We start from the raw sequence: 13,451 nt of genomic DNA, 5'->3' as shown, positions 1-13,451 counted from the left end.
CATGGTCGCCGGGGACACCAGCAGCGTTACCGATGTCGTTTGTGAAACAAATGCGGTGCAACGGCAACACCCACAAAGTCACGATCGATGCCCACGGGGATGTGTTGAACCTGGGAGACACGGAACGGTTTTTCACTGCGAAGCAGCGCCTTGCTCTGGTTGCACGGGATGGGACCACGTGTGCGGCAGCGGACTGCGACATCCCCGCCTGGCTATGTGAAGCACACCACATCCAGGGGTGGGACAACGGCGGCCCCACCAACCTCGACAACGGAGTCCTGCTCTGCTGGTTCCACCACCGGTTAGTCGAACACAGCGAATGGGCGATCACCCGCAACCACGACGGCCACCCGAAACTCGTGCCACCAGGCTGGTACGTAAACCGGCGATACCTCGGCAAACGACACCGACCAGGCGACAACGAAGACGGCGATGGTCCTGGGGAGAGTCCAGGCGGCGACGGTCCCAGCGGCGGTGACCGACCGAGCGATGGTGGCCGGCCAGGCGGTAGCGGCTGTCCCGGAGGCAGTGGCGGCCTCGGAAACGGTACCGGTTCCGAACAGAGAGGCAGTCCCGAGGGGCCAGACATTCCCGGAGACGACCCACCTGACTACGGGCGAGATACCGGGCCGCGCACCTAGCGTACGCGGCGGCCCCAACACACGTAACGCACAAGCAGAACAGCTTGAAGCGTTACTCGGAGTACGCCGACACCGCGTGAATCGCCCGGCAAGAGCGACGGGCTCTTCCGAGCCGAGGGGTGCCAGCTTCGGCAGGGGTCAGTCGGCCAGATACCCCGTAGCTGGATCAATCCCGGCAAGAAAATCACGAATCTGCTCTTCGTGCTGCTCAACGGTGAAGTCGAGGGGAAGATGGCTGCCAAGAGAGAAGCCATAGTCCTTATTGGGGCCCGTCACCCAGTCATAGTGGTAGCTGCCATCGCCGTCGCGCCGCCTCACCACGAAAGTCTCGCCGTCAACCGTGACATCACCCACGTCGACGTACGTCTCCATATCGGGCGGAGCCGGACTCCAGCGCCACTCGCCGTCCGGCGGCTCATCACTGATTTCACCGGTCATGGTGCTTCACGATATATCGCTTGTGACGAGAAGATCACGACCGGCGCCGTGCCGGGAGTCGCGGATAGAGCCAGAACAGCGCAATCGTTCCGATGATTGCACGAACTGCTGCAAAGACGAGCACCCACCAGCCAATCGCATTATCGGCAGTGAGAAGCACGACACCGATGATGACGAGAGCGACATCGGCAGCATACGGAACTTTCAGCCAGAACAGCAGACGAGCATCTGGTGACCGGGCAGCATCCGCATCACCAGACGATTCCGGCTCGCCCATGGGTCACCGCCAGCCGAGCTCCGGCGCTACATACTTCACGACGCTCTCAAGCAACGTTGCGTTGTACTCGACGCCGAGCTGATTCGGCACCGTCAACAGCAGCGTGTCTGCCTCAGCAATAGCCGTGTCCTCGGCGAGTTCCCGCACGAGAGCATTCGGCTCGCCGATGTAGCTCTTGCCAAAACGTGCGAGACCACCGTCAAGATGACCGACCTGATCCGCACTCTCCGCCTGCGCACGCAGCCCGAAGTACCGGAGGTCATCATCTGTGACGAGCGGCATGATGCTGCGGCTCACAGACACCCGCGGCTCGCCCTCATGTCCAGCATCCGCCCATGCCTTCCGGTAAAGGCGAATCTGCTCAGCCTGCAACTCGTGGAAAGGAACACCGGTGTCTTCCGTGAGCAACGTCGAACTCATGAGGTTCATGCCCTGCTGTCCCGTCCACTCGGCCGTGGCACGCGAGCCGGAACCCCACCAGATGCGCTTCTCGAGCCCAGGCGAGCGCGGCTCAATGGCGAGCGCACCTGTGTGGCCAGCCATCTGTGGGTTCGCCTTCGCGACACCGGCACCGATGATGGCGGCACGAAAGACCTCGGTCTTCTGCCGGGCAACATCAGCATCGCTTGTCTCTTCCGACGTGACATATCCAAATGACTCGAAGCCGCGATCAGCGTGCTCAGGTGATCCGCGACTGATGCCGAGCTGCAGGCGACCTCCGCTGATCAGATCTGCCGCTGCTGCTTCCTCGGCCATGTAAAGAGGATTTTCATACCGCATGTCGATAACTCCGGTACCGAGTTCGATGTGCTTCGTGCGTGCAGCCATCGCCGCGAGGAGCGGAAACGGAGAAGCCAGTTGCGGCGCAAAGTGATGAACACGGACGTACGCTCCGTCGACGCCGACCTCCTCGGCAGCCTCCGCCAACTCGATCGTCTGCATCAGAGCATCCTGGGCCGTTCGGACTCGCGAGCCCGGCACGCTCTGATAATGGCCGAACGAGAGAAAGCCAATGTTCTTCATATGTGGGTTAGCGTCCCGGTTGACGCGCGTATTCCTCTGATTCTGCAACGCGGTGGATCCTCACAGGCCACGCCAGCGAACCTCGGTGCCGCGCGGGCTCGCGACGGTGCCTGCGGCACTTCATAGGGTAAGGCTCGTGGCGCTGGTGGAGTTCGACAATTTCACCAGCATCCGGGGCCCTGGCACGTAGCATGGGCGCATGAGGTCACCCGCGACGCTTTCCGACATCGTCACCTCGTTTCTCGACGTCGTCCACGACCGGCTGCTCGCCGATCGCCGCGGTGATGTCGCCGATTACATTCCCGAGCTCGCCGATGCCGAACCCGACAGATTCGGTCTCGCCCTCTGCGGGCTGAATGGACGCGTTTACGAAAGCGGCGACACGGGTGTCGAATTCACGATCCAGTCAGTGTCGAAGGCGTTCGTCTATTCACTCGCCCTCGACGACAACGGGCTGAACGCCGTCCACACGCGGGTCGGAGCCGAACCCAGCGGCGAGGCATTCAACTCGGTCAAACTTGAGTCGAGCACGGGACGCCCGCCGAACCCCATGGTGAACGCGGGAGCGATCGTGACGACGGCCCTGGTGAACGGGGCGGATCCCGAGCATCGGTTCGAGCGCATCCTCGATCGTCTCAGCGCCTTCGCCGGCCGCGACCTGACCGTCGACGAGTCGGTGTTCGCGTCGGAACGCACATCGGGCGACCGCAATCGCGCACTCGCCTACCTCATGCGCAGCGCCGGCTCGCTGATCGCAGGAGTGGACGAGACACTCGACGTGTACTTCCGGCAGTGCTCCGTGCTCGTCACATCGCGGGACCTCGCCGTCATGGGCGCCACTCTGGCGAACGGCGGCGTCAACCCGCTCACCGGCCGCCGCGTCACGAGCGCCGAGACCTGCCAGCACGTCATGACCATCATGGCGACGTGCGGCATGTATGACTATGCGGGGGAGTGGCTGCTTCGTGCGGGGCTTCCGGCGAAGTCCGGTGTCGCGGGCGGGCTCGTCGCAGCATCCCCCGGTGAGTTCGGGCTTGGCCTGTACAGTCCGCGCCTTGATCACAGCGGGGCGAGCGTACGTGCGGTCGTCGCGGCGCAGCAGCTCGCCAAGCGCTTCGGCCTTCACATTCTGCACCGCCCGCTGACGCTATCGGCGGCCGAGGTCGCGGCGGCGGCAGACGAACTCGACGAGGGGCTTGGTGCAAGCCAGGATGCTGCTGCCGCGCAGCTGCTCGCCGAGAACGCCGATGACCTCGCTGTGTGGCGGCTGCGCGGCTACATCGACTTCGACGGTGCCGAGCGGCTTCTGCTCGATCTCGATGACTGGCTCGAGTCCCGGCCGCCGGAGCGCATCGCACCGGCGGTGATCGTGCTCGACCTGACCGAGGTCACACAGCTGCAGTCTGTCGCCGTGTGGATGCTCGCAGCGCTCGCGTCATGGTGTGGCGAGCGAGGCATGCGAGTCATCGCGAGTGATCCGCAGGGCCGCAGCCTCGGTGTCGCCGGCCTGTCGCAGTTCGCCGACTTCGAGACGGCCGTTCAGGATGCTGCAGAGTCGACGACCGGCGACGACTGAGCTCGGTCCTGCGATAGGACAGAGCTCAGTCGTCACTGTCGCGACTTACAGCGCCAGATCAGTCAATGTCAACGAGTCCCTGAGAAATCATGCTGTCTGCCGCTGCCACAACGGCGTCTTGCCACGGCCGAGGGCTGAAGCCCAGCACACGACGAGCCTTCTCAGTCGACACCTGTTTGCGATACCCCAACTCAGCCACCATCAGACGCAATGCCGGAGCCGACCCGGCAGCAGCACGCACCTCGGCATCGGGAATTGAGCCTGTCGGAACCTTGCGAGCCCGGTCGCCGAGCCGGTCACGCAGGGCCGCTCCGACCTCTGCCAGCGGGACGGACGCCGACTGAGCCGAAATGAGGAACCGCTCGCCGGCAGCATCCGGAGTCGTGAGCGCGGCGATATGTGCCTCAGCCACATCGCGAACATCGACAAACGGAGCGGCGAAGTCGGGGTAGCCCGGAAGCTGTCCACTGATGATCGGGACAATCAAGTTGTTGGCACCCGAGATACGAGATCCGATGAGGGGGCCGACTACGGCGACCGGAAGAATCGTCGTGAGCTGCAAGGCGCCGCCCTCAGAAACAACGAAATCCCAGGCCGCACGCTCAGCGAGAACTTTGCTGCGCCCGTAGATGTCCATGCCCGGACCATCGAGAACCGACCAGTCGTCTTCGGTGAACGCACGATCCAGCGGCGGGTGCCCGAACCCAACTGCATGGAACGCCGAGGTCTGCACCACCCGGGGAACGCCGGCATCACGAGCCGCTCGGAGAACACGGAGAGTGCCCTCGCGTGCCGGAACGATGACGTCGTCTTCGTGCGCGATGGGCCCAGCGGGAACCGGAGAAGCGACGTGGATGACAGCATCCACACCGCTGACGGCCTCGGACCACCCGGCGTCAGAGAGAAGATCGGCCTCGACGACCTCGAGACGATCGTCGTGCTCTGCGCCGGCCTCTCGGAGAGCCGTGCGAACGGCCGCCTCGGAGCCAAGATCGCGGAGCGTTGTGCGAACACTATGCCCTGAGTCGAGAAGCTGGAGGATGATGTGGCCGGCGATGTAGCCCGTGCCACCCGTGACGAGAATGTTTTGAGAAGCCATACTTCTTCCTTTCGATTTCATTGGTGGCTCCACCATCTCGCCGTCCCTCCGAGCGATCCAGATCCCCTGCGTTCCTAGTAGTGGCAGGGACATGTTCGCCGTGCGGGTGAGGTGTTTACCATGGGGTGTGAGCGACACAGATAACCTGCTCGGTGAGTTTCTGAGGGCACGGCGTGAGCTGGTCTCGCCAGCCGCCGTCGGCATTCCGATTCAGCGCAATCGACGTGTCGCGGGTCTGCGCCGTGAAGAAGTCGCGATGCTCGCCGGCATCAGTGTTGAGTACTACCTGCGACTCGAGCAGGGGCGTGATCGGCATCCGTCAGAGCAGGTGCTGACCGCTCTGGCGCGTGTGCTGTTCCTCGAGGATGAGGCAGCGGCATACCTTCTACAGCTCGCGGCTGCGGATCGTACGCCCCGAAAGCTGCGACGGTATCGCGCGGAGTCCCCGCCTGCCAGCCTCATGAAACTCGTTCCGACGCTGCCGTTCCCGGCGTTCGTCGAGGGGCGGTACCTTGACGTTCTTGCGGCAAATCCGCTCGCGACCGCGGTATCTCCTCGGCTTACCAGCGGGCATAATCGCCTGCGCGATGTTTTCCTTGACCCCGAAGAGCGGGCTCTGTTCCCCGAGTGGGAAGAGACAGCGGCGGCGCTCATTGCGGGCTTCCGCCAATCCGTCGGTTCAGATGCCGACGATGCTCGTGTTGTCGAGCTCGTCGGAGAGCTGTCGGTCGCGAGTCCGACCTTCAGCCGTCTGTGGTCGCGCCACGATGTTCGCGAACGTCAGGGCGGGACGGTCACGTTTCAGCATCCGAGTCTCGGCGATCTGATGGTGCACAGGGAAAAGCTCGAGGTTACGGGAACCGATGGGATCGTCCTCGTCATCTACCATGCGGCACGCCCGAAGGACGATGAGAAGCTGGCCCTGCTCGGGGCGATGGTCGCAGGCGAGACAGGTGCAGATATTTCGGATGCTGCTGAGAGCACGGAAGAGGCGGACAGGAGTGTGCGGCCAGAGCCTCACCGGCCGCGCAGCCGCATCTTCTGAAGACGGAGGCTGTTAGAGACGACGAGCACACTCGACAGGCTCATCGCCGCCGCCGCGATGAGCGGATTCAGCAGCCCGATCGCCGCAATGGGCAGCGCCGCGGCGTTGTAGCCGAAGGCCCAGCCGAGATTCCAGCGGATCGTGCGCCGCGTGCGCCGCGCCAACGCGATGGCCTCGGGCACAGCGAGCAGATCGTCACGCACCACGATGATGTCTGCCGACTTCATAGCGATGTCCGTTCCTGTCGCGACAGCAAGGCCGAGGTCGGCCGCGGCCAGCGCGACGGAGTCGTTGATGCCGTCGCCCACCATCGCGACCTTCGTACCGTCATGCTGCAGTTGACGAATCACATCGGCCTTCTGCGCGGGCAGGACCCCGGCATACACATCGTCAACTCCTGCCTCTGTGCCGATCCGACGACCCGCCTGCTCCGAATCGCCGGTCAGCAGGACGGTGCGGATGCCCTGAGCGCGCAGCGCCCTGATGGCCATGACAGCATCAGGCTTGATGGTGTCGCCGACCTCGATCACCCCGACCGCGCGTCCGTCGATCGAGACAACGACAATCGTGCGGGCGCTGTCGATCGCATCGCGGATCTGCGTCGCTGCGGCATCCAGGGCGACGCCGTGTTCACGCATGAGCGCCGGACTTCCGACCAGCACCACTGCACCGTCAACGCGGGCCTCGGCGCCCTGCCCCGGGTGTGCTGCGAAGTCGCGTGCCTTGGGCAAATCGACGATGCGGCGCTTCGCCTCAGAGAGCACAGCGGCGGCCACGGCATGTTCAGAACCGAGTTCAACGGACGCTGCAACGCGCAGCACCTCGTGCTCCGGCACCTCAGCCACAGCGGTGACCGCGTGCACCGTCATGCGACCGGTGGTGAGGGTGCCTGTCTTGTCGAGAACGACCGTGGAGATCATGCCACTGGCCTCCAGCGCGTCGTGGCCTTTGATCAGGATGCCGAGGCGTGCCCCTCTGCCTACACCGACCATGAGCGCTGTCGGCGTCGCCAGACCAAGGGCGCACGGGCAGGCGATAATGAGCACCGAGATGCCGATGCCGAATGCGCGTGTGAAGGGCGTGCCCGTGAATGTCCACACGGCAGTGACGAGGATCGCGAGCACGATGACACCGGGTACGACGTACCCGGTGATGCGATCGACGAGTGTCTGGACTCCGGCCTTCCGTGCCTGTGCCTGCTCGGCGAGGGCGGCCATCTGGGCGAGCTGTGAGTGAGCACCGACGGAGGTTGCCCGCAACAGCATCCGCCCATTCGTGCTGACGGTTCCGCCCGTGACGGTTGACCCGGGCGACACGTCGACGGGTACCGGCTCACCCGTCATCATGCTGGTGTCCACGGCCGCGATTCCCTCGATGACTTCGCCATCGCACGGGATCGTCTCGCCCGGCAGTACAACGACCTCGTCGCCCGATGTCAGTGCCGCGATGGGCTCGACGCTGTCCGCGTCGTCGCGTCTGATGCGCACGTGAGTTGCCGCGAGCTCTCCGAGAGCTCCAAGAACATCCCCTGCCTTCCGCCGGGAGCGTGTCTCGAAGTAGCGGCCTGCCAGCTGGAATGTGGTCATCCCGGCTGCCACATCGAGGTAGATCGAGCTGGCTCCCGCGGGCGTCATCCCAAACCCCAGCCAGAATCCCGGGTCGCCGGAGTCGCCGAATCCGAAAATGAGGGAGAGCACGGCCCAACCGAACGACGCCGTGATGCCGAGCGACACAAGGGTGTCCATGCTCACTGAGCCGTGTCTCAGATTGCGCAGGGTGGCCCGGTGGAACGGCCATGCCGCCCACGTCACGATCGGCAGAGCAGCGATCACACACACAGCTTCCCAACCGGGAAAGCGCCAGCCCGGCACGAGGGCGAGCACGATCGTGATGTCCATGAGCGGGACCGTGAGCAGGGCGGAGACCACGAGGCGTCGGCGCAGTGAAGTGATGCGGTTCTCGGTCGCCCGCTTCGACCACGTGTCGTCGGCGTCGTCGTGTATGTGTGCGCCGTATCCGGCTTTCTCGACCCGGGAGATGGCGGCAGCAGCATCCGTGCCAGCCCCGTACACGCGGGCGCGTTCTGTCGCGTAATTGACGGTGGCGCTGACACCGTCGAGCTGACCAAGCGCGCGTTCGACGCGGCGGGCGCACGCGGCGCAGGTCATCCCGGAGATGTCGAGATCGAGCACGTCGTCGCTGATTGTATCGTTGACGGGCTCGCCAGAACGGTCTCGGGCGGAGCGTTCGGAGAGATCGCGGCGGGCGTTCGGGTCGGAGATCGATGTCGTAGCGCGCGTTGTCATGAGGATGGAGTCGATTCTGTCGAGCGGACGGTGGGTGCGGGCGAGGGAGCCGTCGTCGACTGCCGTTCCATGAGCGACTGCAGCATGGCGTTGTATTCGTCGAATTCGTCATCGCGGCCCGTGTCAAAGTGCCGATCCGTGCGCCGGGCCTCGCGGGAGTCCTGCCGTGACCACTGCACCGCTAGAACGACGATCACAATCATGAGCGGAATCTCGCCGCCCGCCCATGCGACGCCTCCGCCCACGTACTGCGATGCCTGCAGATCTGCCCACGGCATATCCAGGTATCGATAAAACGTCTCGGCGACGATGTCGTTGCTCGTCATGAGGATGACGCCGAAGAACGCGTGGAACGGCATTGCGGCGAGAACGAACCCCAGTTTTCCGATGTGCGGCAGCGGCCGTGGCGGTCTGTCAACCCCGATGACGAGGGAATAGAACAGGTACCCGATGATAAGGAAGTGCACGTTCATGAGCTGATGTGCCCAATGGAAACGCATGTATTCGCCGAATATCGGGCTGAAGTAGAGCCCGTAGTACGACACTACATAGCCGATGAACACCAGCAGCGGGTTGTAGATCACCTGCATCGGCTTCCACGACAGCATCCGCGTCAGCCATTCGTGAACGCCAGCCGGACGTGTGCGTGAGGGCTTCGATGCGCGGAGCAGCAGAGTCACGACGCCGCCGAGAACGAGGAACATCGGCGCGAGCATGTTGAGCGTCATGTGGACGATCATGTGGATGCCGAAATCTGGCGCGGAGTAACGACCGAAACCCGAACTCGTGATGAACACCGTGATCGCCCAGCCCGCGATCCATGCGACGGTCCGGCCGAGTGGCCAGGAATCGCCACGGCGACGCAGCACGCGTACGGCACTGAGGTAGACGGCGGTCGCGGCAAGTGCAACGGCGAGAAAGAGGATGTTGACACGCCAGTCCGTAAACAGCACGTCAGGGGTAGGAGCATCCGGAGTCTCGAACCCCATGTAGACCTCGGCGATCGACGTGGCCTGAAAGTAGTTGGGCGGAGGGATGCGGCTGATCGCGACGTCGATGGCCGTCCACGCAGCGGCGCAGAGCCCGGCTGTGGCAAACGTGATGGTGAGCGCCCGGTCGGTGAGTCTTCCCGTGCGCAGGCGCCACGCGAAGGCGACGACCAGCAGCAGCTCGACGCCGAGGACGGCGCTGCGCACCGCGATCTGCCAGCCGGTCGTGGAATCGAGACCGGTTCCCGCCAGTTTGAATAGAGACACGATCGGGTCGGTCAGAATCATCACGCCCAGGCTCCCTGCGACGATCCCCGTGAATCTGGTGAGGACGCGCGGCGGCATCAGACGGCCGGTGGCGACGCGTGCTGCGGCGACGATCAGTACGCCGAAGTGCACGGCCGCGGCGATGGTGAGCAAATACCCGGAGTCCCCTCCGAGATCATGATTTTTGCCGACGAGAAGCTGGCCGACCGCCGCCGGGGCGAGAAGGGCAAGCACACTGGCACCGAGAGGAATGAGCAGTCCCGTCCAGCGCGCCGCCAACTGGCTCGCGATGCACACGAGTCCGGAGAGCACGAACGCGATCGTCCACGCCTTCGGGTGGTCGCTCGCGCTGTAGAGATACGCGAAGCCGCCCGCATCGCTCAACTTTGCCAGCGGCACGCCGTTTGCGTCGGCAGCCTCGAGCACGATGAGGGTGCCGGCTGAAATAGACCAGAGCGCCGAGCTGATGCGCAGCACCGTGAGCTCGACTCCGACGGGAATTGTCGTCGAGGCCTTGCCACGGGCGTCGCGCAGAAAGAGCACCGTGACCAGGGCGCCGAACGTCGCCGCTGAGGCGACGCCGGCGATGACGTGCGCGATAGTGGTTGCGACGGCCACGCCGTACCCGGGAAATCCCGACACAACGGCCGTGTACGGATCGGCACCCGCGACGACGGCTGTCGCGATGGGAAGGCCGAAGAGAATCGCGATGCCGGTGACCAGTACCACAGCGATGAGTCCGCGATGACGGTGGACCTGGGGAGCGCTGGTGTCCGGGGACGTGCTAGGAGAGACAGGTGTGCTGGCGGACTCAGCGGAACGTGGGGTGCCGGGGGAGCGCGCTTCGCCGTGAGTCTCTGGCCAACCGGCCCCTCTGGCGGTGACGGCGGAAGGAGTGTGCACAATCCCTAATTCTACATGAGATAGTAGTTATGCCGGATGCTGTTGGACGGAGAAGATCGTGGTCGAAGACGCGTGGCTGCAATGGACGCTCGCACTCGTTTTCGTGGCGACGGCACTGCACTCGGTGGGGCTCGCTGCCGCAAGCCGCACCATCGGGAGCGGTATCGGCCATGGCTTGCACATGGTCATGAGCCTGGACATGGTTGCGATGTGCTGGCCGTGGTGGACGGCGATCCCCGCACTGCCACAGGGGGTGTTCTTCGGAGCGGCGGCGGTCTGGTACGCCTCACGGCTCGGGCAACGTTGGCGTCGCGGCCAGGCGACAGCTCGGTTCGTACTGCATCAGGCGTCGCATGCCGTCATGATGCTGGTGATGGTGTGGATGGTCGCCGCGATGGGGCCGGCAGTGGCGTCGCAGGGCGAAGCTTTAGCGTCGGCGGGTGGACACAACCACGGGACGCTCGGCCCAGTCGCCGGGCTCAGCGGCTCGATTCTCGTCGCCCTTCTTATCGCGGCAGGGGTCATCTTCGCACTTGACGCCGCACGGCGACCCGCAGGCCGGCTGCACGCGACGACGAATGCCGCGATGTGTGTGGGGATGGTCGTCATGTGCTGGCCGATGATGACGAGCTGATGTTCGCTCCGACTCCGATCACCGACACCGTTGTGCTGCTGGTGCAGATCGTCCATACGCTCGGACTTCTCGTCTTCGCGGGCGTGGTCTTCAGCGAGGTCGGAGTGCTGCGCGACCGTGAGACGCCGCGACTCCTGCGGCGAATTCGCATAGCGGCGGGAATCAGCGCGATCGTGTGCGCCCCTCTGCTCGTCGTGACCGAGGCGTTGCGCGTCTCGGGTCGTGAGATCGACGCCATCACTGCGCCGAACGCGTGGGCCCCGGCGATCTGGTGGCAGCTTGCGGCGACCGGGGCGGTCTCAGTGGCCGGAGTCTGCCTCGCGGGCGCCGTACTCTGTCTCCGCCGTCGGGCGCTCGTACACGTGGACGATAACCGTGCGGTCACCATCTCGACCGAGCGTCGCGGGCGAGATGTCGTCGCTCTCACGAACCGCGGAGTGGACGCGTGGGGAATCGTCGCCGTATTTGCTGCCGCTGCCGCGGCATCCGTCCCCGTGCTTCTCGGACACACACAGAGTGTTCATCCGCACGGGCTTGTGCAGCTGGTCGACGTCGTGCATCTGCTGGCCGGGGCATTCTGGGTCGGAGGGACGTGCGCATTGGCTCTCTGCTACCGTGCGGCACGAGTCGGGGAGGGCAGCGGTGAAGCTGCGGTGACCGCACTCATCACCGTTCGGTTCTCGACGATCGCGCTCGCGACGGTGATTGCACTCGTGTGCGCCGGGGGAGTGCTGGCGCTGCTGGTTCTCGATTCCCCCGCAGAGATTGCGACAACGGGCTGGGGGCGCATTCTCGTCATCAAGACCGTCCTCGTGCTCTGCGTAGGCGCTGCCGCCGCCTGGAATCGGTGGCGACTGCTGCCGCACGTGACACGGCATCTGGATGCTGCTGCGCAGTGGAGTGCATTACGCACTGTCGTGCTGATCGAGGCTGCGCTGCTCGTGGTCATCGTCGTGGTCAGCGGCCTGCTCGCGAATGCTGATCCGCACGGTCATGGTGCCCTGGAAGCCGTGGCCGCCGTGGGCTCGTCTGTCAGATCCTGATGGCCACGGGAACACGACGGGTCCGTGCAGGGGGCCAACGTCGTGTCGTCAGGCGCTCGGCGCGCAGGTGAAGCCCTGGATCACCGGTGAGGTCACCGATCACCGCCAGCGCGTTGGCGAGGTGAACGGGGCCGGCTTGCTTCGCCGCGGCATCGTCAGCCGCTAGTTCGAGGAGGAGCGTCGTCGCGCGCTGGAACTCGCGCCCGGCTCGCAGACGCTGTGGAAGGCACGCGGCGTTGAGCACCGCGACACGCTGCAGCAGGTGATGTCGGCTTCGCAGGTGAGCGTATTCGTGCGCCACTACGGCTTGCAGCTGAGGGCGCGTGAGTGATTCCTCGAGCCGGGAGGGGATGATGATCGCCGGGTCGCGGCCCGGGAGTGAGCACGCGATAACGTCGTCACTCGTGATTCGCGCGAGTGTCAGTGCGCGGCGTTCCTCGATCGAAGCATGAGCGGGGACGACGTCTTGGAACGACACGCGGAAGTCATGAACGATGGGCTCAGACGTCGTGACGATGAATCCGACGGCGGCGCCAATGGCTCCGAGCCCCAGCCAAGACGTCGCGGTGAGCGCGATTGCCGTGGCGCCGTCGGGAGCGTCCGCGGCCATGAGGCCACCGATGACCGCCGTGACGATCGAGCCGATGACGCTCACACAGCCAAGTGAGAACAGGCTGAACCAGAGCACAAGAGTGGTGCGGGGGTGGTGGACCGCCCAGGGCCCGGCCCGAAGGGCAGCGGGGGTGACGACGAGCAGAATCAGGGCGATCGCGATGAAGACGGCGGACGACAGCATCCGACTCTACGACTTTCGGCGCTTTCCGCGCGTCGAGTCGAGGGCGGAACGCAGCACGTCAAGGTCGTCGGTGCTGAGGTCACCAGTGAATTTCAGTAGCGCAGCACGGCGATCCCGGGCATCGGCGAGGGCCGTGTGCATCGACAGGCTCGCCTGCTCAGTCTCAGAGTGCGCCGGCGCAAAGCGCACCCTGCGCGGCGATTCGACGATCCGTGTAACGAGGTGCTTCTTCTCAAGACGGTCAAGCGTGGTGAGGACCGTTGTGTACGCGGGAGCTGCCCCGGTCAGTGACTGCTGGATGTCGTGGGCGCTGAGCGGCGCATCCGCCGACCACAGTGCCGTCATGATCGCACGCTCGAGCTCTCCGCGCTCGCGTGTCTTTGGTCCGGCCACTGCTGCTCCTCTCGCCAGCAA

The 13,451-nt window shown here is 64.8% G+C and carries 13 protein-coding genes; 5 read left to right on the top strand and 8 right to left on the bottom strand.

The window, feature by feature from the left end; genetic code table 11:
• On the top strand, positions 1 to 641 hold a 641-nt coding region (locus tag OK352_RS13535), incomplete at its 5' end, for an HNH endonuclease signature motif containing protein (protein ID WP_265142019.1).
• 138 nt (positions 642 to 779) lie between these two features.
• Here the strand turns inward: OK352_RS13535 and OK352_RS13530 are convergent.
• From OK352_RS13530 to OK352_RS13520, 3 genes are read right to left on the bottom strand one after another with little or no spacing between them, the layout of a single operon-like run.
• The gene (locus OK352_RS13530) at positions 780 to 1,079 is read right to left on the bottom strand and encodes a hypothetical protein (RefSeq protein WP_265142018.1); all 300 of its coding nucleotides are present in this window, start codon (positions 1,077 to 1,079) and stop codon (positions 780 to 782) included.
• A gap of 34 nt (positions 1,080 to 1,113) precedes the next feature.
• On the bottom strand, positions 1,114 to 1,356 hold the full coding sequence (locus OK352_RS13525) for a hypothetical protein (protein ID WP_265142017.1): 243 nt from the start codon (positions 1,354 to 1,356) through the stop codon (positions 1,114 to 1,116).
• A 3-nt stretch (positions 1,357 to 1,359) separates the two neighbouring features.
• Positions 1,360 to 2,379 (bottom strand): LLM class flavin-dependent oxidoreductase, encoded by a 1,020-nt coding sequence (locus OK352_RS13520; protein ID WP_265142016.1) that lies wholly within the window; start codon positions 2,377 to 2,379, stop codon positions 1,360 to 1,362.
• Between the two features lie 199 nt (positions 2,380 to 2,578).
• On the opposite strand from OK352_RS13520, the gene glsA reads away from it, so the two are divergent.
• Positions 2,579 to 3,955: a glutaminase A gene (gene glsA, locus OK352_RS13515; RefSeq protein WP_265142015.1), complete on the top strand. Its 1,377-nt coding sequence runs from the start codon at positions 2,579 to 2,581 to the stop codon at positions 3,953 to 3,955.
• Positions 3,956 to 4,013: 58 nt separating this feature from the next.
• On the opposite strand, the gene OK352_RS13510 is transcribed toward glsA, so the two are convergent.
• Positions 4,014 to 5,054, bottom strand: a complete 1,041-nt coding sequence (locus tag OK352_RS13510) for an SDR family oxidoreductase (protein ID WP_265142014.1) — start codon at positions 5,052 to 5,054, stop codon at positions 4,014 to 4,016.
• Between the two features lie 127 nt (positions 5,055 to 5,181).
• On the opposite strand from OK352_RS13510, the gene OK352_RS13505 reads away from it, so the two are divergent.
• Entirely contained in the window at positions 5,182 to 6,099 is a 918-nt protein-coding gene (locus OK352_RS13505; protein ID WP_265142013.1) for a helix-turn-helix domain-containing protein, read from the top strand.
• Here OK352_RS13505 and OK352_RS13500 read toward each other — a convergent pair.
• Positions 6,072 to 8,405, bottom strand: coding sequence for a heavy metal translocating P-type ATPase (locus OK352_RS13500; protein ID WP_265142012.1), 2,334 nt, complete (start codon positions 8,403 to 8,405; stop codon positions 6,072 to 6,074). The genes OK352_RS13505 and OK352_RS13500 overlap by 28 nt on opposite strands.
• Positions 8,402 to 10,390, bottom strand: a complete 1,989-nt coding sequence (locus OK352_RS13495) for a cytochrome c oxidase assembly protein (RefSeq protein WP_265142011.1) — start codon at positions 10,388 to 10,390, stop codon at positions 8,402 to 8,404. The genes OK352_RS13500 and OK352_RS13495 overlap by 4 nt, the downstream gene beginning before the upstream one ends.
• Before the next feature lie 232 nt (positions 10,391 to 10,622).
• Between OK352_RS13495 and OK352_RS13490 the strand changes: the two genes are divergently transcribed.
• Together OK352_RS13490 and OK352_RS13485 are read left to right on the top strand one after the other, a co-directional pair.
• A complete protein-coding gene (locus tag OK352_RS13490; protein WP_265142010.1) occupies positions 10,623 to 11,198 on the top strand; it encodes a DUF5134 domain-containing protein in 576 nt (191 codons plus the stop codon).
• Positions 11,174 to 12,241: a copper resistance D family protein gene (locus tag OK352_RS13485; protein WP_265142009.1), complete on the top strand. Its 1,068-nt coding sequence runs from the start codon at positions 11,174 to 11,176 to the stop codon at positions 12,239 to 12,241. The genes OK352_RS13490 and OK352_RS13485 overlap by 25 nt, the downstream gene beginning before the upstream one ends.
• On the opposite strand, the gene OK352_RS13480 is transcribed toward OK352_RS13485, so the two are convergent.
• Complete coding sequence (locus OK352_RS13480; protein WP_265142008.1) at positions 12,231 to 13,037, bottom strand: M48 family metalloprotease; 807 nt, start codon at positions 13,035 to 13,037, stop codon at positions 12,231 to 12,233. The genes OK352_RS13485 and OK352_RS13480 overlap by 11 nt on opposite strands.
• A gap of 6 nt (positions 13,038 to 13,043) precedes the next feature.
• Positions 13,044 to 13,430 (bottom strand): BlaI/MecI/CopY family transcriptional regulator, encoded by a 387-nt coding sequence (locus tag OK352_RS13475; protein WP_265142007.1) that lies wholly within the window; start codon positions 13,428 to 13,430, stop codon positions 13,044 to 13,046.
• Positions 13,431 to 13,451: the final 21 nt, after the last annotated feature.

Origin of the sequence: Microbacterium sp. MPKO10, assembly GCF_026107415.2 — a bacterium.
Taxonomy (GTDB): domain Bacteria; phylum Actinomycetota; class Actinomycetes; order Actinomycetales; family Microbacteriaceae; genus Paramicrobacterium.
The sequence above is the reverse complement of the archived record's forward strand: the minus strand, read 5'-3'. Positions and strand labels throughout refer to the sequence as shown.

Coding starts and splice junctions, on each gene's coding strand:
- OK352_RS13480 (WP_265142008.1), bottom strand. CDS start 13,037: ATGCTGTCGTCCGCCGTCTTCATCGCGATCGCCCTGATTCTGCTCGTC.
- OK352_RS13500 (WP_265142012.1), bottom strand. CDS start 8,405: ATGACAACGCGCGCTACGACATCGATCTCCGACCCGAACGCCCGCCGC.
- OK352_RS13520 (WP_265142016.1), bottom strand. CDS start 2,379: ATGAAGAACATTGGCTTTCTCTCGTTCGGCCATTATCAGAGCGTGCCG.
- OK352_RS13510 (WP_265142014.1), bottom strand. CDS start 5,054: ATGGCTTCTCAAAACATTCTCGTCACGGGTGGCACGGGCTACATCGCC.
- OK352_RS13525 (WP_265142017.1), bottom strand. CDS start 1,356: ATGGGCGAGCCGGAATCGTCTGGTGATGCGGATGCTGCCCGGTCACCA.
- OK352_RS13530 (WP_265142018.1), bottom strand. CDS start 1,079: ATGACCGGTGAAATCAGTGATGAGCCGCCGGACGGCGAGTGGCGCTGG.
- glsA (WP_265142015.1), top strand. CDS start 2,579: ATGAGGTCACCCGCGACGCTTTCCGACATCGTCACCTCGTTTCTCGAC.